We start from the raw sequence: 24244 nt of genomic DNA on the forward strand, positions 1-24244 counted from the left end.
GCTCTTCCGTGAGGAGCACGGCTTGAATCGGCCATCCGCCATCAGTGAAGTCCTTCCGCTCACGCCCCTGCAACAGGGTCTGCTGTTCCTCGCGGAATACGACCGTGCGGGAACGGACCTCTACACCCTTCAGCTGGTGGTCGACTTCGAGAACCTGACCGACGCCGATGCGGGGGCGCTGCGCGAGGCGGCGGCCATGCTCCTGGAACGCCACCCGAACCTCAAGGCCTGCTTCCGGACCCGCCGTACCGGCGAGGCGGTCCAGGTCGTTCCCAGGTCGGTGGAACTACCGTGGCAGGAGCGTGAGTTGTCCGGCGCGGATGCCGAGACGCTGGACCGTCTGACGCGGGAGGACCGGCTGCGCCGCTTCGACCTCAGCCGCCCGCCCCTGCACCGCTTCACGCTGCTCAGGGGAGCCGGGGGCCGCGGCCGGCTGCTGTGGACGGTGCACCACATCCTGGTGGACGGCTGGTCGATGGCGACGCTGACACGGGAACTGGCGTCGCTGGCGTCCGGGTTCGCGGAGGGCACCACCGGCCCACAGTCCGTCGCCACGCACTACCGCACCCATCTCTCCTGGCTCGGCGCGCAGGACAAGGAGGCGGCGCGGGAGGCGTGGACGCGGGCGCTTGCCGGGGTGTCGGAACCGACGCGGCTCGTGGTGGACGGCGACAGCGGTGCCGTGGGCGGCGACATTGCCGTGGGCGGGGAGGACGCCCTGCCCGCGCAGGTCCCGATCGAGCTCTCCCCCGATGTCACGGCCGCCCTCACCGGCTTCGCCCGCTCCCGCGGGCTGACGGTCAACTCGGTGGTCCAGGGCTGCTGGGCCCTCCTTCTGTCGCGGCTGACCGGCCAGGACACCGTGCTGTTCGGCGCGGTCAGCTCGGGCCGGCCGGCCGAACTGCCCGGCGTCGAGGACATGGTGGGCCTGTTCGCCAACACCCTCCCGGTACGGGTCGACGTGGACCCGAGACGCACCCCGGCCGAGCTGTTCGCCGCGGTGCAGGCCGCCCAGGCCGAACTGCTGCCGCACGAGCACCTGCCCCTCGCGGAGGTCCAGCAGCTGACGCCGGTGCGCGGGGAACTCTTCGACACGGCCCTGATGTTCCAGAACTACCCGATGGGCGAGCCGCCCCTGACGCCGTCCGCGACGGGCCCCCGGGTGACGGCGGTGGACATCCACTCCGCCACCCACTACCCCCTGACCCTGACGGTGTTCCCCGGCACCCCGTTCGGCCTGGCGATCAACCACCTGCCGTCCCGTGTCCCCCGCACGACGGCCCACACCCTCGGCCTGCGCCTCGCCCACCTCCTCGAAGCGGCCGTCGCCCACGCCGACGAACCCTCCGGCCGCCTCGACGTCCTCCTCGACGAAGCCGAGCGAGCCCGTCTCCTCGCCACCCGCAACCGCACCGCCGCCGACCTCCCGGGCGGCCTGCTGGCCCCGCTCCTGGAACAGTGGGCGGAACGCACCCCGGACGCCCCCGCCGTACGCTGCGGCGCGGACCGTCTGACCCACGGCGAACTGCACGCCAGGGCCGACCGCCTGGCCTCGGCCCTGCGCGCGGCGGGCGCGGCCCCGGAGCGTGTGGTTGCCCTGGCCCTGGACCGCTCCTGCGACCTGGTGGTGGCAGCCCTGGCGGTCCTGAAGACGGGCGCGGCGTACCTCCCCCTGGACCCCGACTACCCGACGGACCGCCTGCGCTACATGCTTAAGGACGCGGCCCCGGTGGTGACGCTCACGCACAGCAGGGTGGCGGCCCTCCTGACGGCTGAGGGCACGCTCACGGGCCCCGTCTGGACGTTGGACACGGAGAGCCCCACCCCCGCAGCCGCCGACGGCGCTCAGCCCCCACCAGGGCCCCCCGCGCCCGCACCGGAACTCGCACCCGCATACGTCATCTACACCTCGGGCTCCACCGGCCGCCCCAAGGGCGTGGTCATACCCCACGGCGCCCTCGTGAACCTGGTCCACGACATGGCCAACCGCTTCCACGTGACCAGCAGCGACCGCTTCCTCGCCGTCACCACCTTCGGCTTCGACATAGCCAACCTCGAACTCTTCGTCCCCCTGGCCACCGGCGCCGAACTCCTCCTCGCCGACCGCGAAACGGTCCGCGACCCCGCCGCCCTGGCCACCGCCATCACCACCACCGGCGCGACCCTCATGCAGGCCACCCCCAGCCTGTGGCAGACCCTCGCCGCCGACCACGCCCCGGCACTGAAGGACCTGCACGCCCTGGTGGGCGGCGAGGCGCTGCCCGACTCCCTGGCCCGCACCCTCACCGCCCACTGCGCCTCGGTCACCAACGTCTACGGCCCGACGGAGACGACCATCTGGTCCACGGCCGCCCGCCTCGCACCACCCCTCCAAGGCCCACCCCCCATAGGCCACCCCATCGCCAACACGGCCGTATACGTCCTCGACTCCACCCTCCGCCCCACCCCCGACGGCTCCTACGGCGAGCTCTACATCGCCGGCTCCGGCCTGGCCCGCGGCTATCTGGGCCGCCCCGCCCTCACCGCCGACCGCTTCGTCGCCGACCCGTACGGCCCGCCCGGCACCCGCATGTACCGCACCGGCGACATCGTCCGCTGGACGACGGACGGCACGGGCACCGGCACCGCCCTGGAGTACGCGGGCCGCAGCGACCACCAGATCAAGATCCGAGGCCATCGCATCGAGCTCGGTGAGATCGAATCCGTGCTGGGCACACAGCCCGGCATCGAGCGTGCCGTCGTCACGGCCCGCACCGACCACGGCGGGGAGCCCCGCCTGGTCGCCTATGTCGTACCGGCAGGGACCGACCGCGACCGGCTGCGGGAGCGCGCGTCCGCGGTGCTGCCCAAGCACATGGTCCCTGCCGTGTACGTCCCCCTGGACGCCCTTCCGCTGACCCCGAACGGCAAGGTCGACCGCAAGGCACTGCCCGCGCCGCCGGACGCCCGCACGGGCACGGGCCGCCCGCCCGCGACGCCGTACGAGGAACTGCTGTGCACGGTCTTCGCGGAGGTACTGGGCCTGGAACGGATCGGCGCCGACGACGACTTCTTCGCACTGGGCGGTCACAGCCTCTCCGCGATCCGCGTGGCCAACCGTCTGCGCGCGGACCTCGGCGTGGACGTCCCGGTCCGCACCCTCTTCGACGCCCGCACAGCGGAGTCCCTGGCCCGCGCCCTGCCCACCGACCCCACCACGACGGACCGGGCCCCCGACCCCACGCCGGTACCCCGCCCGCCCCTGCTCCCCGCCCCGAACCACCCCTCCTCGGCCCCCTTGTCGTACGCCCAGGAACGCCTGTGGTTCCTCAGCCGCATGGGCACCCCGGCCGGCACCTACAACATCCCCCTCGCCGTCCGCCTCACCGGCCCCCTCGACGTCCCGGCCCTCGCGGCCGCGCTGGCCGACGTGGTGGCCCGGCACGAGAGCCTGCGCACGGTGTTCGCGGAGGCCGACGGACTGCCGTCGCAGGTGCTGCTGTCCGCGCGGGAGGCGACCGAGGCGGGCGGCGCCCGTATGGAGGTCGTACGACTGCCCGACGAGGACGCGCTCGGCGGCGCGCTCACCGCCGAGGCCGCGCACCCCTTCGACCTGTCCGCCCAAGTACCCTTCCGCGCCCGCCTGTTCGCGCTCGGCGCCGACACCCATGTACTCGCGCTCACCCTGCACCACATCGCCGCCGACGGCTGGTCGCTGGAGCCGCTGGCGCGGGACGTGGCGGCCGCGTACCGGGCGCGGCTGGCGGGCACTGCGCCGGACTGGGAGCCGCTACCCGTGCAGTACGCGGACTACGCGCGCTGGCAGCGGGAGCTGCTCGGCGCCAAGGACGACCCGGACAGTGTGACCGCGGCCGAACTCGCGTACTGGCGCGGGGCGTTGGCGGGACTGCCGGAGGAGCTGGAGCTGCCCGCCGACTTCCCGCGGCCCGCCCGGGCCGGTGGGCGCGGCGGAAGTGTGGCCCGTGCCGTGCCGGCCGAGGCGCACGCGCGCCTGGCCGAGCTCGCGCGGCGGTCCGGGGCGAGCCTCTTCATGGCGGTGCAGGCGGGCCTCGCGGCGCTGCTGACGCGGCTCGGCGCGGGCACCGACATCCCGCTGGGCAGCCCGGTCGCGGGCCGTACCGACGACGCGGTGCGCGATCTGGTCGGCTGCTTCGTCAACACCCTCGTGCTGCGCACCGACACCGCGGGCGATCCCACGTTCACCGAGCTGCTGGCCCGGGTGCGGGAGACGGACCTGACCGCCTACGCCCATGCCGAGCTGCCGTTCGAGCACCTGGTCGACGAGCTGAAGCCGGTGCGCTCGCTGGCCCGCCAGCCGCTGGTGCAGGTCGTGCTGGCGTTCCGGAACGCGGCCGATCCGCTGCCGGGGCTGCCGGGCGTCACGGCCTCGATCGAGCAAGTTCCCACCGCCACGGCGAAGTTCGACCTCTCCTTCGAGGTGACCGAGCGCGCGGTGGCGGACGGCGGGCCGGATGGCCTGGAGATCCTGCTGGAGTACAGCGAGGACCTGTTCACCGAGGCCACGGCGGACCGTGTCGCGCACGCCCTGGCCACCCTCCTCACCTCCGCGGCCCGCACGCCCGACACCCCGATCGGCGCCCTCGACCTGCTCACGGCCGAGGACCGCCACGCCCTGCTGACCGAGCGACAGGGGCGGCTACGTCCCCAGCCCCCGACCACGCTCCCCGCCCTCTTCGAGGCCCACGCGGCCGACGCGCCCGCCCGCCCGGCGCTCGTCGTCCCCGGCGCGGCACCGCGGAGCTACGGCGAACTCAACGCCGAGGCCAACCGCCTCGCCCATCTGCTGCTCGGCCGCGGGATCGGCCCCGGCGACCTGGTCGCCCTGGCGCTGCCCCGCTCCGCCCGCACGGTCGTGGCGCTGCTCGCCGTACTGAAGACCGGTGCCGCCTATCTGCCCGTCGACCCCGACTACCCGGCCGAGCGCATCGCGTACATGCTCCGGGACGCCGCCCCGGCCGAGGTCCTGTCAGTGGAGGAGGTCGCGGGCCGGCTCCCCGGGGTGTCCGCGCTGGTCCTGGACGCCCCCGGCATCCTCGCCGCACTGCGTGCCCTGCCCGCCACCGATCCCGCCCGCTCGCCGAGCCCGCGGGACACGGCGTACGTCATCTACACCTCGGGCTCGACCGGCCGGCCCAAGGGCGTGGCCGTGCCGCACGCGGGCGCGGCGAATCTGGTCGCCAACCTGCGTGCGGAGCTGGGGGCGGGGCCGGGGACGCGGGTGCTGCAGTTCGCGTCGTTCAGTTTCGACGCCACGGTGTGGGAGCTGGCCGCCTCGCTGTACTCCGGCGGCACGCTGGTGTTCGCCACCGCCGACAGCAGGCTGTCCGCGCCGCTGCTGGCCGAGCTGATCGCCGAGCACGGCGTCAACCACGCGATCCTGCCGCCCACCGTCGTGGCCGGCTTCCCCGACCCGGCGGCGCTTCCGGGCGACCTGTGCCTGCTGGTCGGCGGCGAGGCGTGCCCGCCGGCCGTGGTCGAGCGGATCGCCCCGCACGTCACGCTGCGCAACGCCTACGGCCCGACGGAGACCTCGGTCTGCGCCACCTGGAGCGACCCGCTCACCCCGGGCGGCCGGCCCCCGATCGGCCGCCCGCTGGCCAACTTCCGTGTGTACGTCCTCGACGCGGCCCTCTCCCCCACGCCGGTCGGCGTCACCGGCGAGCTGTACATCGCCGGCGCCGGTCTCGCACACGGCTACCTGCGCCGCCCCGGCACCACCGCCGAGCGCTTCGTCGCGGACCCGTACGGCGCGCCCGGCACCCGCATGTACCGCACGGGCGACCTCGTACGGTGGCGCTCCGACGGCACGCTGGACTACGCGGGCCGCGCCGACCACCAGATCAAGCTGCGCGGCTTCCGTATCGAGCCGGGCGAGATCGAGGCCGCGCTGACCCGCCATCCGGTGATCGACCAGGCGGCGGTCGTCCTGACCTCGACCCCGACGGGCGACCGGCAACTGACGGGCTACGTGGTCCCGGTGCCCGGCGTCGCCGCCGTCGACGTGCCCGTGCTGCGCGCCCACATCGCCGAGTCCCTGCCGGCCCACATGGTCCCGGCGTCCCTCGTTACCCTGCCCGAGCTCCCCCTGACCCCGAACGGCAAGCTCGACACCCGCGCCCTCCCGGCACCGGGCGCCCCGAAGTCCGACGGCTCCGGCCGGCCGCCCCGCACACCCGCCGAGGAGGCGCTGGCGGAGGTCTTCTGCGAGGTACTGGGCCTGGCCGAGGTCGACGCGGACGCCGATTTCTTCGCCCTGGGCGGCGACAGCCTGCGCTCGGTACGGATCGTCGCCCTGGCGGCGAAGGCGGGCCTCACCCTGTCCCTGGCGGACGTCTTCACGCACCGCACGGTGGCGGCGCTGGCGGCAGCGGCCGAGTACTCCCGGGTGCCCGACGGTGAAAGCCTGGTGCCGCTGCTGCCCATCCGCCCCACCGGCATCCGGGCTCCCCTGTTCTGCGTCCACGGCGGGGTCGGTTTCGGCCTGCCCTTCGCCGGACTGGCCGCGCATCTGGACCCGGAGCGACCGGTGTACGCGCTCCAGTCCGACGGCGTCACCACGCCGCCCGGGAACTGGCGGCGCCCTGAGGACGTCACCGCCCTCGCCGCCGCCTACGTCGAGCGCGTCAGGCGGGTCCAGCCGCAGGGGCCGTACCACCTCCTGGGCTGGTCGTTCGGCGGGCTGGTCGCGCATGAGATGGCCGTCCGGCTGCAGGCGGCCGGCGAGCGCGTGGCGTTCCTCGCGGCGCTGGACGTGAGTCCCGTCGCGCCCGACGACCCGAACCCCACCGACGAGCAGATCCGCAGCGCCTTCCTGGAACACCACGCCCGCGGCACCGAGATCGCCGAGGCGGACCTGCGTCATCTGATGACCGTCATGCGCCATCACACCGACATCGCCCGCCACTTCACACCGGGCCGCTTCACCGGCGAGCTCACCCTCTTCGTGGCCACGGACGAGCCGAGCCCCACCCCGGCGGCGCGCTGGCAGCCGTACGTGGACGGCGCGGTCGTGGTCCACGAGGTGCCGTGCGGGCACGAGGAGATGCTGACCGGCGAGGCGGCGCGGCACATCGGTGCGCTCACCGACCGGGCACTGCGCCGGACCTGAGCCGGCGCGGACACGGACAAGGGCGCCGGCGGCTCCATGACGAGCCGCCGGCGCCCTGCCGTTCGTACTACGAGGTCACAGCGACGGATCCTGCATCAGGATCGCCTGATACGTGCTGTGCAGCCGACGTGACGGCTTGAGCCCCAGTTCCTCGTCCAGCCACTTGCGGGTGCGGTGGAAGATGTCGATGGCCTCGGACTGCCGCCCGCAGCGGTACAGCGCGATCATCAACTGCTCACTGAACCGCTCACGTTCGGGATACTGAGCGAGCAACTGCTTCAGCTCGGCAACGACGACCCCCGCCTCGCCGGCCTGCAGCTGTGCCTCGATCAGGTCTTCCCTGGCTGTCTTGCGCTGTTCGTCGAGACGGAGCGCCACCGCCCGGCACCGCGGACCGTCGCTCACGTCGAGCAGGGCGGGCCCCCGCCACATGGCGAGGGACTGGCGCAGCAGGTCCCTCGCCTCGTAGGGCCGCCCGCCCACTAAACTCGCGCCCTTCTCCGCCATCCGCAGAAAGCGGTGTGCGTCGAGGGCCTCCTCGGGGACGTCGAGCATGTAGCCGTTGTCCACGGTCCGGATGAGGGTCTGGTCGGGATCCTCGAATCCGAACTCGGCGAGCGCCTTGCGCATGCGTTTGACGTTCGCCTGGAGAGCGTTGCGCGTGTTCTTGAGAGGTACCTCGCCCCAGAGTTCGTCGATCAGCTCGTCGAAGGCGACCACTTGGCCGGGGTTCAGCGCCAGCATGGTCAGCATGACCCGTATCTTCTTCGCCCGCAGACCGACAGTCCGCTGACCGTCCCCTATCAGCAGCGGGCCCAGTATGGAGATGTACACAAAAATTCCCATCCCTATCCAAGAATTCGGCCGCGAGCTCCCACCTCACGGCTCCGGGCGCAGCACGCGGAACAAGCGACTCATTCCGTCGGGCCCGACAAGGGAATTACCTGGGAGTTACTCGAACTGATCAATTATCAATCACGTCCGAGTCGTTCGAAACTGTACCTTCGTACATGAGCTGGTGAGCCTGGGCGACCAGGCCGACCTGAAGGCGGGATTCCACTTCCAGCTTCGTCAGAATGCTCGCGACATGGGCCTTCACCGTGCGCTCCGTGACCTGGAGCCGGGTGGCGATACCGCGATTGGAAAGTCCGGCACCCAGGAGCGCGAAGACCTGCAACTCCCGCTCGGAAAGCGCTCCTACGCGAGCGAGCTCGGTCTGCCAACGCGCCGACGGCAGACCGTCGTCACCGTGCATGGACATATCCCCCTGATCACCCCGTTTTCCCCCGTCGTCACGCCCGCCGGAATGTTGATGATTCACCCAAAGGGTCGGTGAAGGATCAGTAGGTCGGTCTCCGCCGAACGCGCGTCTGAGTGTACAACTCCCACAACTTTCGCCACAGGACTCCCAAGTCGCGCTCGCACAATTCACAGGACGTTTAGCGAGGGTCCGGAACGAAAGGTGACAGACATGACGGAAGGGGCGGCCCGATGGGCCGCCCCTTCATGGCAACGCGGTGTTCGGAGAACCTCAGAGAATCGGCGCCCGGCGCGCGAGCACGGGCGGAATCCGCGTCGGCCGCGCCTCGTTCTGGTGCGCCAGCCGCGAGGGCCACCAGGTCTTCCAGCCGAGCAGCGTGACCATCGACGGCAGGACCACGATCCGGATGAGCGTGGCGTCCAGCAGCACCGCGCAGGCCATGCCCACACCCATCTGCTTCATCTCGATGAAGCTCAGCGAGGCGAGCAGCGCGAACACACTGACCATCACCACGGCGGCGCTCGTCACCACCCCGGCCGTGCGTGTGATGCCCTGCTCGACGGCCTCCCGGATGGGCAGCCCGCCGCGCGCCGCCTCCCGGATCCGGCTGACCACGAAGACGTGGTAGTCCATCGACAGGCCGAGCAGGATCACGAAGAGCATCAGCGGCAGCCAGGCCACCACCCGGCCGGTGGACTCGAAGTCCAGGATGCCCTCGGCCCAGGTCCGCTGGAAGATCAGCGCCAGCAGGCCGAACGAGGCCAGCGCGGACAGGACGTTGAGCACCACCGTGATCGTCGCGAGCATGATCGAGCGGAACGCGATCGCCATCACCAGGAAGGTCAGCAGCAGCGCCACCCCGAGCACCCAGGGCATCTTGTCGACGACGTTGGCCCGGTAGTCCACGTCGTAGGCCACGTCGCTGCCGCCGACGGCGAACTCGGCGCCCGCGACCCGTCCGACGGTCCCCGGGGCGATGTCCTCGCGCAGGGCGGTCAGGGACTGGCGTGCCTTCTCGGAGTTGCTGTCGAAGCGGGTGCCGACCGCGACGGTGACGATCGTGCCGTCCTTGGAGGTACGCACCTCGGGCGCCGGGGTGTGCACGAACAGGCCGGAGTGCTGGGTGCGTTCGACGAGCCGCGTGACGGCGCCGGGCAGCCGGTCGGCCTGTCCCGCGGGGACCCGTACGGCGACGGTGTGGGTGTCGGCCTGGCTCGGGAACGACTCGGTCAGCCGGGCGTTGGCCTGCATCGCGGGAATGGACTGGGGCAGGTCGTCGACGCCGGTGGCCTTCAGCTTCAGGTCCAGGGCCGGCACGGCGAGGGCGAGCAGCGCGCCCACGGACAGCACCAGGGCGATGACCGGGTGGCGCAGGGACGGCTTCAGCATCGCCGACCACAGACGCGGCTTGGTGCCCGCGCGCTGGGTCAGCCGCCACACCAGCGGCACCCGCGGCCGGTCGAGGTAGCGGCCGAACTTGGAGAGCATGGCGGGCAGTACGGTCAGCGAGGCGAGCATCGCGATGGCGACCACGAGCACCGCTCCGGTCGCCATCGACTCGAAGGCGATGTGCCCGGCGAGGTAGAGGGCGCCCATGGAGACCATGACGACCAGGCCGGAGACCATCACGGAGTGGCCGGAGGTGGCGGCGGCGATCTCGATGGCGTCGATGTTGTCGGAGCCCAGGGCGCGCTCCTCGCGCTGCCGCTTGAGGTAGAACAGCGAGTAGTCGACGCCGATGGCCATGCCCATCAGCACGATGATGTGGGTCACCGGCCCGGGGTCGGCGACGAACTGGGAGGCCACGCCCCACAGTCCGAGGCCGGCCAGCACGGACGAGATGCCGAGGATCACGGGGACGCTCGCGGCGACGATCGCGCCGAAGACGAACACCATGACGAACAGCGTCACCGGAAGGCTCAGCACCGTCGCCCGGCCCAGGTCCTCGGAGAGCATGTCGTCCAGCCCGGCCTTGATGGTGCCGGCGCCGACGAGTTCGACCCGGACGCCGCTATGGGCGCGGCCGGCCTTCTCGACCCGGTCGAGCAGCGGTTGCACCCGTTCGCTCGCGGTCTCGGGGTCCCCGCCGAGCGTCACCGGCACCAGCAGGGCCGAGCCGTCCGGCGCCGGGACGGGCTTGCCGATCGCGGTGACGCCCTCGGCGCCGCGCAGCGCGTCGGCGGCCGCCTTCGCCGCCGCCCGCGCCTCGCCCTGGTCGAGCTCGCCCTGGTAGGGGGTGACCAGGATGTTCTCCACGGCCCGGTTCTCCAGGCCGCCGCTCTTGGCTATCTCGGCCGCGCGTCCGGACTGCCCGATGGCCAGGTCCGAGACGGTCGCCGACCGTGTGCCGGTCATTCCGCCGACCACCAGGGCGCCCAGCACGAACACCACCCAGAGCGTCATCGCCCACCAGGGGTGGACGGCGCTCCAGCGAGCGGCCCTGGTGATCAGGTTCCTGCCTCCCACGATTGCTTTCCCCTTCTCGAATGAATTGCCCGGGATCACGGACACGCGCATAGGTACGAAATTCCGGCCGGTGATTACCGCGCGCTCTTGCCTGAACAAAACCTACTGACGGCCCGGCGCGCGTTCACGGGTACAAGTACTCCGATTCGAGGGGGAGTTTCTTCTACTTGACACCCCGGGTGGCCGACATGGCGTCGGATTCTTCCGGCGGCATGTCATACCACATCCGCGATGACACGGAGAAGGGACCGCCGCCGAACAGGGCGACGGCCCCCGCATATCCGTCGGGCAGCGCCAGGTCGGCCACCCGCCAGGGCCCCGGGAGCGCGCCCGCCGGATCCCGTACGACGGCCTCGGGCGCCGTATGGGCCACCGGCACACCCATGCCCTGGGTGAGCCGGCCGCCCGCCGCCTTCACACACGCCTCCTTGCGGGTCCACAGCCGTACGAAGGCGTCCCGGCCGCCGCGGGCCACCGCATCCCGTTCCGCTTCCGGGAAGAAACGCCTGGCCAGCCGGGTGAAGTCGAGGTCGGCGCGGCCCAGTTCCACATCCACGCCGACTGGTTTCGGGGCCAGCGCGAGCAGTGCCAGGTCGCCCGAGTGGGAGAGGCTGAAGTGTGTCCCGCGGGCGCCCTCGACCTCGGGCTTGCCCCAGCGTCCGCGGGTGATGCGCACGGTCCGCGGCGGCTGTCCGAGCCGGGCGCCCAGGATGATCCGGGCCGCGGCGTGCGCCCGTACGAAACGGCGCCGCATTCCCGGGACTTTCCCCATCCGGGCACGGGATCTCTCGTTGTCGTCCAGGAGGTCTTCGAGAGCGGAAGGACTCCCTTCCGGTTCCGGTTGCGGTTCGGGCCCGGGTTCGGGGGAGAGCGGAATGCGCCACACCTCCACCTCGGCCGTCATCGCCGTCCCACCTTTCCGGTGTGCAGCCCCTGGAAGAGATTGAGTTTCTGGATGTTGCGCGTACCTTCCATGAACTCCACACCCCGGGCGTCCCTGGCCAGCTTCTCCAGCAGCGGGTGGTCGAGCCGGGCGCCGGGGCCGAAGAGGCCGAGTGCCGCGAGGGTCACGTCCTCGGCGAGCTCGCAGGCGCGGGCCTTCGCGGCCGACGCCAGATGCCCGGCCGCCGGACGCCGGTCCACGGCGAGGGCGGCCCGGTAGGTCAGCAGACGGGCCGCGTCGATGCGATAGCCGAGTTCCTCGTACGTCTCCCGCTCCGGCCCGCGCAGCAGGCGGCGATGCTCGGCGATGTACTCGTGGGCGGCGCGGGCGATACCGAGGGCGATGGCTGCGACGCTGGGGCGCAGCTGGTTGAAGACGGCGACGATGCTCCACATACCGCGCCGGGTGGGCGGCAGATGGGCCCCGAGCACCCGCTCGGCGGGCACCCGCACCCGCTCCAGCGTGATGTGCGTCAGCTGGGCGCCGCGCAGCCCCACCGTGGGCAGCGGCTCGGCCCGGAAGCCGGGGTCCGCGGTGTCGACCAGGACCGCCAGCACCCCGAGCCGCTCGGTGCCGGCGACGCGCGCGAAGACGGCGCCGACGTCGGCGCGGGCGGCGTTGCCGACATACCGCTTCTCGCCGTCGAGGAGATAGCCGCCGTCGCCGTCCGGGGTGAGGGTGGCGGTCATCTCGCCGATGGCGGAGCCGCGTTCGGGTTCGGTGAGGGCGAAGCAGGTCCAGCGGGGGCGCTCGGCGAGCCTGCCGTACACCCAGTCGCGCTGCTCCTGGCTGCCGAGCACCCCGAGCAGCACCCCGCTCATGGAGGCACCCGGTGAGGCGAGCATCATCCCGGCGTCGCCGCGGGCCAACTCCTCGCTCACCACGACCCGTTCCAGCGTCGGCAGCCCGTGCGCGGGCCCGCTCCCGGCCGCCTCGCCCGCCCGCTCCCATCCGGGCGGCACCTCGTGCCCGGCCAGGAACCGTACGGCGGGCAGGTCGAGGTGCCGGCGGATCGCGTCGGGATCCCGGTCGAGTTCGAGGGCGTGCGCCCGCAGGTCCCCGGCCCAGCGCCGCACGTACTCCCGGGTGGTGACGAGCGGGGCGGGCAGGCTGATCACCCGTCCTCCCCGCGATATACGTCGGCCAGCAGCTCCGAGGCGTGCGCCGTGGGGCCCGGTCCCGCCTGGGTGAAGCCGTGGGCGCCGAGGAGCCGCAGGAGGGTGCGGTCGGCCCGGGTGATCTGCTGCTGGAGGCGGTCGAGGGTGCGGTCGCCGTGCGGGCCGTCAGTGAGGTCCTCCAGGACGCCCTCGATCTCCAGGTGGTCGATCAGTACGTCGGCGAGGGTGCCCTTGACCATCTGCTGCATCAGCAGCGAGGTGCCCTCGACCTGCCGGGCCGCGAGATAGGCGATACAGGCCTCCCGCAGCCGCTCGGACATGCCGAGCCGCAGCCAGGCCAGGCCCGTGCCCCAGGCGTACGGGTCGGGCCCGTCCGGCGCCTCGGCCCCGGCCCCCTGCCCGTCGGGTCGCAGCACGGCGAGGCCGGGCACGGGCACGTCGTGTGCCGCATCCTCGGCCTCCATCGCGGCGAACTCGTCGAGCAGTTCCTTGGGCAGCACGGCGTGCCCGCGCGGCCCGCGCGGCGGTGCCTTCGGCGACAGGGCCCGCGTCAGCAGGGTCAGCGCGGGCACCAGCCCGTCCGTGCGTGCGTTGGTGCGGGCCTCCCGGCAGTGCTCACGCACCTCGGCCGGAACCGTCATCGGATTCCCCATTCCCCCGTGTCAGAAGTCCAGCGGCGCAGTCGAGCGTGATGTGGGCCAGCAGCCCGCGCTCCGGATCGTGGTCCGCCACGACCATCGGCCCGCCGGCGCCACGCCCCACCGCGTCCAGCAGTGCCGCCCAGACGCCGGTACCCGGAAGGCCCGGCCCGGCGGTCGCCAACGGTGGCTTGTGCGACGGCAGTTGGCAGTCGGCCCCGGCGAGTCCCGGGCCCGCCACGACCGCGGCCGCCGGATCCCACCCGGCGAACAGGCCCGGCGCCGGAAGCGGGCCCTGCGCCATGCCCCGTACGGAGGCCGCGCCCCCGTCCCACGCCAGCAGCAGCGCCACCGCCGCGTCGGAGTGCACGGCCGCGGTGTCGGGCACCGTGAACGGCTGGGTGCCCTGGTCCACGACCAGCACCAGCAGCCGGGTGAAGCCGCACCGCCGGGCGTACTCCACGGCCACCCGTAGCGCGCTGAACGCGGTGAGCGGCCCCTGGTCGGACAGCGCGAAGGCGAGCGGCTCGCCGGGCAGCCGTCCCTTCACGCACGACGCGACGAGCTCGGCGTGCACGAAGTCCGGCGTGGCGTAGGCGACGACGACCAGCTCGGGGGCGTCTTCGGCGGGCAGTTCGCCCAGCGCGTCCAGCGCGCCGAACGCCAGCTCCACGGAGCTGCGGCGGGCCGAGGCGGCGTAGCCCTCGCGGTCGAAGCGCAGCCCGAAGGGGGCGCCCAGCTCCTCGTAGAACTCCTCGAGGTCGGGCACCGGCACATACGCGTCCCCCGGTGCCGTCGGCGCGTACCGGGCCGCCCGCACCAGCCGGGGCACGGCCGGTCCGGCACCGTCCGGCCCCGGTCGCCGAACGGGCGCTGCCGTGCGGAACATGCTCAGGCGCCCGCTTCCGACGCGACGAAGTCGGCGAGCGAGCCCACCGTCTCGAAGTGCGTCATCTCCAGGTCCTCGGCGTCGAACTGCACGTCGAGGATCTCCTCGATGGTGATGAGCAGTTCCAGGGCGCTGCTGGAGTCGAGGCCCAGCTCGTCGAAGAGGCGCACGCCCTCCTCGGCCCCGGAGACGTCCTTGCCCAGGACCTCGGTCAGGCCCTGGCGGACGGCGTCCACGAAGCGCTCGCGCTCGGCGCCGGCCACGACTGCGGTGTTCTCGGTCATTCTCGGTTCTCCCTGCTGGTTCGGTCAGTTCCGGTCTCTGTGGTCGTCGGCGCCCGGCACGTCGTAGCGGCGCTGGCGGGCGAGCATCGCCTCGACGTCGTCGCGCTCGCGGATGAGGTGCGCGCGTCCGTCGAGGACGAGCACCTCCGCCGGGTAGCCGTGGCTGAGGAAGTGCACCGGCGAGGCCGTCGGCCCATAGGCGCCGGAGCGCTGCACACCGACGAGTTCGCCCGCCTCCAGCCGTGGCATGGGCACCTTCTTGCCGATGACGTCGTTCGGGGTGCACAGCGGGCCCGTGATGTGCCAGGACTCGGTGGCGGGCGCGTCGAGCCGCTCAAGGGCGACGATGGGGAAGTTCCGCTTGACGTAGGAGCCGATGCCGACGGCGGCCATGTGGTGGTTGGTGCCGCCGTCGGTGACCGCGAAGTTCTCGCCCATCGACTGCTTCGTGTAGCGCACCCGGGTCACATAGGTGCCGGACGCGGCGACCAGGAACCGGCCCAGCTCCATGATCATGCGGGTGTCGGGGTGGCGTACGGCGAAGGCGTCGACGACCGGGTTCAGCGCGGCGGTGAGCTCGTCGAGGTCGAGGTCCTTCTCGTTGTCGAAGTAGGCGATGCCGAGGCCGCCGCCGACGTCGACGGTCTCCAGCGGGAATCCCAGGTGCGCCGAGACACGCTCGGCCAGGTCCAGGATGCGCCGGGTGTTCTCCACGACGGTGTCCTCGCCGAGGATGCGGGTGCCCAGGTAGACCTGGACGCCCATGAGGCGTACGGCGGGGTATCGGGAGGCCAGCTCCGGGCCCTCGGCGAGAAGTTGCGCCTCGTCGATGCCGAACTGGCGGGGCTTGCCGCCCATCGTCAGGCCCGAACCCTTCACGGAGAAGGAGGGGTTGACGCGCAGCGCGACCCGGGCCGTGACGAACTTCTCCCGCGCCACCTCGTCGATCAGGGCGAGTTCATCGAGGGACTCGCACACGATGGCGTGGATGTCCTCGTCCAGGCAGGCGGCCAGCTCGGCGCGGGACTTGCCGGGCCCGAGGAAGATGATGTCCTGCGGGGCCACCCCGGCGCGACGGGCCGTCACCAGCTCGGTCAGCGAGGACACCTCGGCGCGGGCGCCGCAGCGGTGCAGCAGGGCGCAGATGGAGATGTTGGGGTTGGCCTTCAGGGAGTAGAAGACCTCCAGCGCCGGGTGCAGGCGCTCGCGCAGTCCCTGGAAGCGGGTGGTGATCTCCGCACCGTCGTACAGGTAGAGGGGCGTGCCGTGACTCTCGGCGAGTTCGGTGATGCCGATGCCCTGCACCTCGTAGGCGAGGCTCACATTCAGCTCCGATCGGTGTGGGCCGCGAGGCGGCGGGTGATGTCGGTGTCGAGGGCGGCCGCCTCGGCGTCGGAGGCGGCCACGAGGACGCCGTAGAGCCGGCCCTCGAAGCCGTCGGCGCCGGCGTCGGCGGCAGCGGCAGCGGCGTTCACCGTGGCGTAGTTGTTCACGAACAGGCCGCGCGGGCGCGGGCCGCGCTCGGTCAGCAGCAGTCCGTCGAGGGCCTCGCGCAGCTCGGCGAAGGGCAGGGGCCGCTTCGGCCGCAGCGTGAAGTGGCGGGCGACGGCGACCTCGTCGGGTCCGGCCAGGCCCTCGTGGACGACGGCCTGGTAGGTCGACATGTTGTTGCGGGCGTTGATCTCCACGACCGGGTAGAGGCCCTCGTCCGGGTCGACCATGGCGTCGACGCCGACCACTCCGAAGTAGCCGTCGGCGGCGAGGCGTTCACCGAGCCGGTGCGCGGTGCCGGCGATCTCGGCGACCTGCCGTTCGGTGAGCCGGGCGGGCATGCGGTGGCCCTTGTGGACGCCGCCCTCGGTGAGCAGTTCCTTGACGAAGTCGAAGTGCACGGAGCCGTCGCGGCCCACGGTGAACTGGTAGTTGAGGTCGGCCCGCTTGGCGACCCACTCCTCGATCACGAGCGCGGTGCGCGGCGCCGTGCCCTCGCCCGCCGCCCGCTCGGCCTGGGTGACGGCCATCCGGTGCAGCCGCGCGAGCCGCTTCTCGCTGTCCAGGACGACGATGCCCTTGCCGGACACCCCGAACGCGTCCTTGATGACGACCTTGTGCCCCGCCGCGAGCAGCTCACCGGCCCCGGCGACCGCCGCCGCCAGCTCCTCGAGCGTCTCGCAGGCCCAGCCGCGGGCCTGCCGGATGCCGAGTTCGTCGGCGAGGCGGCGGCTGTAGACCTTGCTGTTGACCCGCTTGCAGGTGGCGGCGTCCGGTGCGGCGAGGCCCAGCCCGGTGCGCTCGGCCAGCTCCTCCTCCACGGTGGAGATGCCGTGCGCGGTCAGCCGGGCGCCGTCGGCGGCCAGCGCGGACAGGGTGCGCAGCAGCTCCGGGTCGGCGAGGGCGTCCTCGCTGACGGTGCGGCGCGGGTCCTGGCCGGCGACCACGTGCACGGTGGGCAGAGTGAGGCCGAGGCCTTCCAGATAGGCGCGGTAGCCGTCGTCGAGGGCCGTCTTGAGGACGACGTGGTCGTCCTTGCCGCCGAGCAGCAGCGCGAACTCGTCCATGCGGTTGACGACGGCGCTGCCGGCGTGTGCGCCGACCCGGGGCAGCGCGGGTTCACCGACCGCCCACTGGTTCTCGACCTCGAAGTTGCCCAGGAACACCAGAGGGGTGTCGCCGGCCGGTGTGACGGCGCGCTTCAGGCGCGCGGTGAAGCCGGAGGGCGGTGGTTGCATATCAGTCGACCTCGTCATTCTCGTGTGGTGGCTCAGTGCTCGAAGACCATCGCCGCGAAGGTCGCCCCGAGCCCCACGCTGGTCATCAGATAGCGGTCGCCGGGGCGCAGCCGCCCGAGTTCCGTGGCCCGCTGGAGGTTGATGAAGGGGGCGGCGCAGAAGCAGTGCCCGGTGTGCGCGACCAGGTCGAGGAAGACCTTCTCCAGCGGCAGCCCGAGCGCCTTGCAGACGCCTATCCACGACAGCCGGTTGACGTTGTGCGGCAGCACGAGCGCGAGCTCGTCGAGGGCGCAGTCCGCCTCGTCCAGGGCCGCGCCGATCACCTCGATCAGGCCCGGCGCGTACAGGTCCTGGAAGTCCTTGGCGGCCTCGTCGCCCATGATGAACTCGGCACCGAACCGGGTGTGGGTGCGGGCGGCGTAGCCGAGCATCCGGTCCCGGCCGGTGCGGTCGGCGCTGACCAGGAAGGCGGCCGTGCCCTCACCCATGACCGTCACGTCCGGGATGGACTGCGTCTTGCCCGTACGCGCCTTCTCACCGGTGAGGACGAGGGCGAGCGCGTCCGGGTCGGGGTCGGCGGCGAGCAGCGTGCCCGCCAGGTCGACGGCGAGCAGTCCGGAGGCGCAGGCGTGGTGCGAGACCACGAACCCGGTCGCGTGCTCCAGGCCCAGCTCGGCCTGGAGCGGACCGAGTGAGGTCAGCGGATAGGGCAGCGGCGAGGGCATCGTGCGCGCCTGGAGGACGTACTTCACGCGCTGCTCCTGGCCGCGCAGCTCCGCGAGCTTCGCGGTGGCGCGCAGCAGCAGCTCCGTCTCGCCGGCCTCGGGGTCACGGCAGACCTCGGACAGTCCGTAGAAGCGCTGGTAGCGCCTCAACTGCACGTCGGTCAGCCCGAGTTCGCGCTGGAACCGGGCGATCGGGATAGTGTCGGGCAGGCTGCTGGAGACCGCGACGATGGACGTCATACCCACAACAGTCGCGGCCCCCGCTGACGCCCAGCTGACGCTGCGCTGACCGGCGCGGGCCGCTCAGCCCCGGCCGACCGCCACCGTCCCGCCCTCCTCGGCGTGCCGGCGGCGCGCCACCACCAGCGACAGCGTCACCGCGATCGACGCCACCGCCATCACCGTCATCCCCGTGGCCGGGGAGGTCAGCTGGGCCACCGCTCCGGCCAGCGAGGCGCTCACCCCCTGCATGGTGAGCATGCCGGCGGAGTGCAACCCCAGGGCGTGACCGCTGAGTTCGTCGGGTGTGACCGCCATCAGCCGCTCCTGCTGCACCAGGCTCGCCCCGAACCCGACCGACGCGACGGCCACGGCGACGGCCGCCACCGGCAGCCCCGGACGCAGGAAGAACAACAGATAGGGCGTGGCCAGGAGCAACAGCAGCGGAACGCCGAGCCGGGCACGCAGTCCCCGGGGCAGGAACCGGCCGACGGTGATGTCACCGACGAACATGCCGAACGCCGCACACGCGAACAGCGTGCCCGCGGACTGCGGCGCGTACGACACGTACAGGGACTCGCAGCCGACGATCAGCCCGTTGGGAATCCACAGGGCGAGGAAGAGATGACGGCGGGGCCGGGAGGACCACAGCAGGGCGTTGGTGCGCCAGGTAGCCGAGACCGAGGGGCGGCCCGCGGCGCGCGGCCGGCGAGGGGTGAGGCCCAGCCGGAGGCAGAGGGCCGCGACGGCGTACAGCCCGGCCGCGAGCAGCAGCGCCGGGCGCGGGGACAGCACCGCAACCAGGACGCCACCGGCCGCGTACCCGGCGATCTGCGCGATCCCGCTCATCATGTTGAAGACCGACCGGCCGAGCAGATAGCCGTCCTTGGTCAGGATCTCGTTCAGCAGCCCCCACCGGACACCGCCGCCCAGCGAGGCGATCAGGCCCAGCAGCAGGATCAGGGCGAACAGCGACCAGATCGACGCGCCCGGCGTCGCCATCGCCGCCGTACCCAGGGCGTAGGACAGCGCGATGCCGGTCAGCGCCGCGCGCGGTGCCAGGCGGTCGGCCGCCGAGAGCAGGGTCGTCGCGCCCACCACCTGCGCCAGCTGCGGGCAGAACATGCTCACCGCCGCCAGCAGAGGTGACTCGGTCGCCGCGTACACCAGCGTGCCGATGGCCAGACCGCCGACCGTCGAGGCGGCCGTCTGCAGGGCGGAGGCGAGGAAGAGGGGTGTGAACTCCGGTGTGCGGAAGAGCTGTTGGTAGCTGCGCATGCGCGGAGTCTGCGGCGACGTGCGCGGCCGTCGTATTGTTTCGCACGGGCGCGAAACACCGGGGGGTGCGCATGGGCTGGTGGCAGATCAACGCCGACACCCTCGCCGCGAGCCGCTTCGTCCTCTCCCCGCTCGCCGAGACGTTCGCCGCGCTGAAACTCCTGCACTCGGCCGCCCCCACCCACCCCGGCGAACGCGCCTGGCTGGACGCCCACCTGCCCGCCTACCGCGCCCGTCTGGCCGCCGACCCCGTCACGGCACGGCTGGTGCGGGCGGGCCTCGGCCGGGCCTGGATCGCCGACTTCCTCACCCCGACCCCGAGGGACCGGGAGACCTTCGAGGAGGGCGTGGCCCGGGTACGCGCGGCGGCCCCCGCCCGGGCCCGCGCCGATCTCACCGTCTCCCTCGCCGCCCCTCTCCCCGCCGTACTGGACCGGGACGACCTGCCCGAGCGGGCGGCAGCGCTTCTGGAGTACGTCTGGACGCGGACCGTACGCCCTGACTGGGACCGGCGCCGGCGCGTCCTGGAGGCCGATGTGGTCGCCCGGACCGCACTGGCGGGCCGGGGCGGCTGGGCGGCGGTCCTGGACTCGCTGCGGCCGGGCCGCACCCGCTGGCTCGGCGGCAACCGGCTCCAGGTGAATCTGCACGAGTACCCGCCCCGCGAGATCGCCGGCGCCGAGCTGCTCCTGGTGCCGGTGACGCCGAAGGGCGGCTGGGTCTCCTGGGAGGACCCCGGCCGATACGCCCTGATCTACCCCTGCGCGGGCGCCCTCACGGACCCCGGCGCACGTGCGGTCCCCGCGAGCCTCGGCGCCCTGCTCGGGTCGACGCGCGCCGAGGTGCTCCTGCTCCTCGGTTCCCCGCTCAGCACGACGCAGCTGGTCGCCGTGACCGGGCAGGGGCTGGGCTCGGTCGGCCGGCATCTGAAGGTCCTGCTGGACGCGGGGCTGGTGGAGCGCGGGCGGGCGGGACGGTCGGTGCTGTATTCGCGGACGGTGGCGGGGGACGTCCTGGTCGAGGCCCGGCACCGGCCGGACTCGTAGCGGAGTTAGCATCCGCTTCATGACGACCATTGACAGCAACTCTCCCCTCGACGTCGACATCAACGCCCTCACCGGCGGCCCCGCCGATCTCGCCCAGTACGCCGGCAAGGCGGTCCTCATCGTCAACGTGGCCTCCAAGTGCGGCCTGACCCCCCAGTACACCGGCCTGGAGAAGCTCCAGGAGCAGTACGCGGAGCGCGGCTTCACCGTGCTCGGGGTGCCCTGCAACCAGTTCCTCGGGCAGGAGCCCGGCAGCGCCGAGGAGATCGCGGAGTTCTGCTCGGCGACGTACGGCGTGACCTTCCCGATGACCGAGAAGGTCGAGGTCAACGGGGAGGGCCGGCACCAGCTGTACGACCGCCTGGTCGGCTTCGCCGACGCCGAGGGGCACAGCGGCGACATCCGCTGGAACTTCGAGAAGTTCCTGATCGGCCGGGACGGCGAGGTCGTCGCCCGCTTCTCGCCGCAGACCGAGCCGGAGGCCGCGGAGCTCGTGGCGGCCGTCGAGGCCCAGCTGGCGTAGCCGGGGGTTGACCTTGCCCCTGGGGCAGGGCTGAGCGTCCTTCGCACCGGGCGGAACGGACCGCCCGGTGACGGAGGATGAGGCCGTGGACGACGAACTGCTCACCATCGGCGCGTTCGCCGCGCGGGCCAGGCTCTCGGCGAAGGCGCTGCGGCTCTACGACCGCCTGGGGCTGCTGGCTCCGGCGCACGTCGACGAGGCCAGCGGCTACCGCTACTACCGCGCCGACCAGGCCGAGCGTGCCCGTCTGGTGGCGCTGCTGCGCCAGCTGGACATGCCGCTCGCCCGGGTCGCGGAGGTCGTCGAGGCCCCGGACGGGGCCACGGCCGCCGGCCGGCTCGGCGCGTACTGGGCGGACGTGGAGGCGCGGGTCGCGGGGCAGCGGACACTCGCCGAGTACCTCCGTGGACGACTGTCGGGGAGGAGCTCCGAGATGTACGGGAAGTTCGTGGTCGAGACGGTGGACGTGCCCGAGCAGGTGGTGATCAGCGAGGCCCGGCATGTGCTGGCGGGCGAGCTGCCGGCGTGGATCGGGGCGTCGCTGGGCCGGCTGGAGTCGGCGGCCCGCGAGTGCGGCGGCGTCACCGCGGCGCCGTTCGTCGTCTACCACTCCGAGGTGTCGATGGAGAGCGACGGGCCGGCCGAGTCCTGTGTGCCGGTCGCCGACGAGACGGCGGCGCGGGCATGGGCCGAGCGGCACGGCCGTACCTGGGAGACGAAGGTGCGCGTCGAGCCCGCCCAGCGGTTCGCCTACACCCGCATCACCAAGGCCCAGGTGGCCCACCCGCAGATCCTGGCCGCCTTCGAGGCGGTGGAGGAGTGGCTCGCCCGCGAGGGCCTCCAGCAGGCGGGTCCGTGCCGGGAGATCTACTTCGCGGACTGGGAGGCGGCCAGGGCCGAGGACCCGGTGTGCGACGTGGCGTTCCCGGTGCGATGACGTGAGATGACGTGAGATGAGGTGAGGTGAACGGGCGGGCCGCGCCCGGGGCTCACCCCTGGCGCAGCTCCTCCGGGCAGGGCGTCCCGCGCGGCAGCGTGTACGGCGCCGCCAGCCGGTACATCCCCGCCTTCGGCGCCACCAGCGTCGTCCACTTGTCGCCGAGGTCGTCCTCCGCCGTCTCCGTCAGGCAGCCGTTGACGTTGTCGTACGACTTCGGCTCGCCGTCGGGGCGGTCCTTGGACTCCGCGGTCTCCTTCGGCGGGTCGAGCTTCTTGCCGTCGGCGTCGACGATGCTCAGCCAGGGCGAGTAGGGGATGCGGATGAGGACACGGCCCGGCTTGCTCACCCGCATCGTCATCTCGCCCTGCTCGGCCCGCTCGACGACGGCGTTCGGCTCGGCGAGCGGCGCCGGGGCGGTCACCTGGAAGAGCTGCCAGTTGGCATCGCCCCACACCTGCTTCAGATACGGCATGCCACGCTGCACCAGCTCCCGCTCCCGCTCCGCCCCCGAGGCGTCCGGCTCCTCCTTGGGCAGGACCACGAAGTGCACGGCCCAGCGCTGGAGCCACTCGCGGTAGTTCGCGGAGTTGAGGGTGTCGTCGTAGAAGAGCGGGTTGCGCTCCATGTCGGCCTGCCGGTTCCAGCCGCGGGCCAGGTTCACATACGGAGCCAGCGCCGACGCCTCGCGATGGGAGCGGGCCGGCACGACCTCCACCCGGCCCTTCTCGGCGCCGACCTCCTGGAGCTCGTTGACCAGCGGCGCCAGCTCGCGCGCCCAGGACGCGGCCGGGGCGGCGTGGATGATGTCGTCGATCGTCTTGTAGCCGATCCAGCCGGCGAAGGTGAGCAGCGCCAGCACGCCCGCGTACCACTTGCGCGAGCGCGGCACCGTGTAGGGCAGTGCGGCCACCAGCGTCACCCCGCCGAACAGCATCGCGAGCCGCGTGATGTTGGAGCCGATCTGCGAGCTGACCACCCAGACGAGGATGACCGCGAGGCCGTAGACCGCGGACACCAGCCGGACCGTCTTCCAGTCCTCGGGGACGGTCATGAAGGTCACGGCGGCGAGCAGCAGCGGCAGGAGCACCGAGCCGATCACCATCGGCTGGGTGCCCGAGAAGGGGAACAGCCACGCCGACACCGCGACTACGGCCGCCGGAGCGAGCCCCAGCGCCCAGGCCCCCGGCCGTCGCTTCTGGAGGAACAGCGCGACCGCAACGAAGCCCACGAACAGCCCCGCGACCGGTGACGACATGGTGGCGAGCGCGGCCAGCGGCGCCGCGCACAGCGCCTTCGCCCAGCGCTTGTAGCGCCAGCGGTACGGCCAGCAGAACACGACGGCGACCGCGCCCAGCGAGAACATCGTGCCCAGACCGAAGGTGACCCGCCCGGAGATCGCGTTGGCGATCAGGCCGCAGACCCCGGCGAACGCGGCCCACAGCGGATTGCGCACCGACCGGCTGCGCAGCAGGACCAGCGTCAGCAGGCCCGCGGAGATGGTCCCCGCGATCATCATCGTCGTACGGACACCGAGGACCGACATCAGATACGGCGACACCACGCTGTACGACACCGGGTGCATACCGCCGTACCAGGCCAGGTTGTAGGCCGAGTCCGGGTGCCGGCCGACGAACTCGGCCCAGGCGTCCTGAGCCGCGAGATCGCCGCCGCTGTTCGCGAACGTGAAGAACCAGATGATGTGGAGGAGCCCGGCCAGAGCCGTGATCGACAGCACCGGGCGACGCAGCAGATGCTCACGCAGGGTGGCGACGGCAGCGGTCAGCCGCGACGGCGGTCTGTCCTCCGTACGGCTTTGGCCCTCACCTGTGCGTGGCGCGGGTACGCGTATTCGCGGACCGGCTCCCCGTCCCGGATCGGCGTCGTCGGCGCGTGTCGGCTCCGCAGTGGCCACGTCTGAGGCACTCCCCGTGCTGTCCCGTCTTCTGTTCTGGCCGCGTCCCGTTACCCGCGTGTTCTCGGCCCAGACCTTGAAGGTTCTCCGGTCGCGCCCTGTGAGCGACGACCTGCCCGTTTCGTGACGCTAGCACGCAGCCCG

Annotated in this window: 17 protein-coding genes; 4 read left to right on the forward strand and 13 right to left on the reverse strand. The window is 72.4% G+C overall.

The window, feature by feature from the left end:
- Nucleotides 1-22: 22 nt before the first annotated feature.
- Complete coding sequence (locus ACZ7NC_RS06095; protein WP_471485318.1) at nucleotides 23-7129, forward strand: amino acid adenylation domain-containing protein; 7107 nt, start codon at nucleotides 23-25, stop codon at nucleotides 7127-7129.
- Nucleotides 7130-7204: 75 nt separating this feature from the next.
- Here ACZ7NC_RS06095 and ACZ7NC_RS06100 read toward each other — a convergent pair whose 3' ends face one another.
- From ACZ7NC_RS06100 to ACZ7NC_RS06155, 12 genes are all read right to left on the reverse strand, one after another.
- Nucleotides 7205-7963 (reverse strand): AfsR/SARP family transcriptional regulator, encoded by a 759-nt coding sequence (locus ACZ7NC_RS06100; protein WP_471485319.1) that lies wholly within the window; start codon nucleotides 7961-7963, stop codon nucleotides 7205-7207.
- 130 nt (nucleotides 7964-8093) lie between these two features.
- Complete coding sequence (locus ACZ7NC_RS06105; RefSeq protein WP_471485321.1) at nucleotides 8094-8384, reverse strand: response regulator transcription factor; 291 nt, start codon at nucleotides 8382-8384, stop codon at nucleotides 8094-8096.
- Nucleotides 8385-8660: 276 nt separating this feature from the next.
- The gene (locus ACZ7NC_RS06110; protein ID WP_471485323.1) at nucleotides 8661-10856 is read right to left on the reverse strand and encodes an MMPL family transporter; all 2196 of its coding nucleotides are present in this window, start codon (nucleotides 10854-10856) and stop codon (nucleotides 8661-8663) included.
- Between the two features lie 163 nt (nucleotides 10857-11019).
- A complete protein-coding gene (locus ACZ7NC_RS06115; protein ID WP_471485325.1) occupies nucleotides 11020-11760 on the reverse strand; it encodes a 4'-phosphopantetheinyl transferase family protein in 741 nt (246 codons plus the stop codon).
- Nucleotides 11757-12917: an acyl-CoA dehydrogenase family protein gene (locus ACZ7NC_RS06120; RefSeq protein WP_471485327.1), complete on the reverse strand. Its 1161-nt coding sequence runs from the start codon at nucleotides 12915-12917 to the stop codon at nucleotides 11757-11759. The genes ACZ7NC_RS06115 and ACZ7NC_RS06120 overlap by 4 nt, the downstream gene beginning before the upstream one ends.
- On the reverse strand, nucleotides 12914-13558 hold the full coding sequence (locus ACZ7NC_RS06125) for a hypothetical protein (RefSeq protein ID WP_471485329.1): 645 nt from the start codon (nucleotides 13556-13558) through the stop codon (nucleotides 12914-12916). The genes ACZ7NC_RS06120 and ACZ7NC_RS06125 overlap by 4 nt, the downstream gene beginning before the upstream one ends.
- A complete protein-coding gene (locus tag ACZ7NC_RS06130; RefSeq protein ID WP_471485331.1) occupies nucleotides 13533-14444 on the reverse strand; it encodes a hypothetical protein in 912 nt (303 codons plus the stop codon). The genes ACZ7NC_RS06125 and ACZ7NC_RS06130 overlap by 26 nt, the downstream gene beginning before the upstream one ends.
- Nucleotides 14445-14446: 2 nt before the next feature.
- On the reverse strand, nucleotides 14447-14728 hold the full coding sequence (locus ACZ7NC_RS06135; RefSeq protein WP_471485333.1) for an acyl carrier protein: 282 nt from the start codon (nucleotides 14726-14728) through the stop codon (nucleotides 14447-14449).
- Between the two features lie 24 nt (nucleotides 14729-14752).
- Nucleotides 14753-16051 carry a type III PLP-dependent enzyme gene (locus ACZ7NC_RS06140; protein ID WP_471485334.1) on the reverse strand — a complete coding sequence of 433 codons (1299 nt, stop codon included), beginning with the start codon at nucleotides 16049-16051 and terminating at the stop codon, nucleotides 14753-14755.
- A 2-nt stretch (nucleotides 16052-16053) separates the two neighbouring features.
- Entirely contained in the window at nucleotides 16054-17457 is a 1404-nt protein-coding gene (locus ACZ7NC_RS06145; protein ID WP_471485335.1) for a preATP grasp domain-containing protein, read from the reverse strand.
- 32 nt (nucleotides 17458-17489) lie between these two features.
- The gene (locus tag ACZ7NC_RS06150; protein ID WP_471485337.1) at nucleotides 17490-18422 is read right to left on the reverse strand and encodes a 3-oxoacyl-[acyl-carrier-protein] synthase III C-terminal domain-containing protein; all 933 of its coding nucleotides are present in this window, start codon (nucleotides 18420-18422) and stop codon (nucleotides 17490-17492) included.
- A 63-nt stretch (nucleotides 18423-18485) separates the two neighbouring features.
- Complete coding sequence (locus ACZ7NC_RS06155) at nucleotides 18486-19679, reverse strand: MFS transporter (RefSeq protein ID WP_471485339.1); 1194 nt, start codon at nucleotides 19677-19679, stop codon at nucleotides 18486-18488.
- A 71-nt stretch (nucleotides 19680-19750) separates the two neighbouring features.
- Here ACZ7NC_RS06155 and ACZ7NC_RS06160 point away from each other — a divergent pair, with 71 nt between their 5' ends.
- From ACZ7NC_RS06160 to ACZ7NC_RS06170, 3 genes are all read left to right on the forward strand, one after another.
- Nucleotides 19751-20725 carry an ArsR/SmtB family transcription factor gene (locus tag ACZ7NC_RS06160; protein WP_471485341.1) on the forward strand — a complete coding sequence of 325 codons (975 nt, stop codon included), beginning with the start codon at nucleotides 19751-19753 and terminating at the stop codon, nucleotides 20723-20725.
- A gap of 19 nt (nucleotides 20726-20744) precedes the next feature.
- A complete protein-coding gene (locus ACZ7NC_RS06165; RefSeq protein WP_471485343.1) occupies nucleotides 20745-21248 on the forward strand; it encodes a glutathione peroxidase in 504 nt (167 codons plus the stop codon).
- A gap of 67 nt (nucleotides 21249-21315) precedes the next feature.
- The gene (locus ACZ7NC_RS06170; RefSeq protein ID WP_471485345.1) at nucleotides 21316-22185 is read left to right on the forward strand and encodes a MerR family transcriptional regulator; all 870 of its coding nucleotides are present in this window, start codon (nucleotides 21316-21318) and stop codon (nucleotides 22183-22185) included.
- A gap of 52 nt (nucleotides 22186-22237) precedes the next feature.
- On the opposite strand, the gene ACZ7NC_RS06175 is transcribed toward ACZ7NC_RS06170, so the two are convergent.
- On the reverse strand, nucleotides 22238-24100 hold the full coding sequence (locus ACZ7NC_RS06175; RefSeq protein ID WP_471485346.1) for an MFS transporter: 1863 nt from the start codon (nucleotides 24098-24100) through the stop codon (nucleotides 22238-22240).
- Nucleotides 24101-24244: the final 144 nt, after the last annotated feature.

The sequence above is a fragment of the Streptomyces sp. NPDC111802 genome (assembly GCF_055634335.1).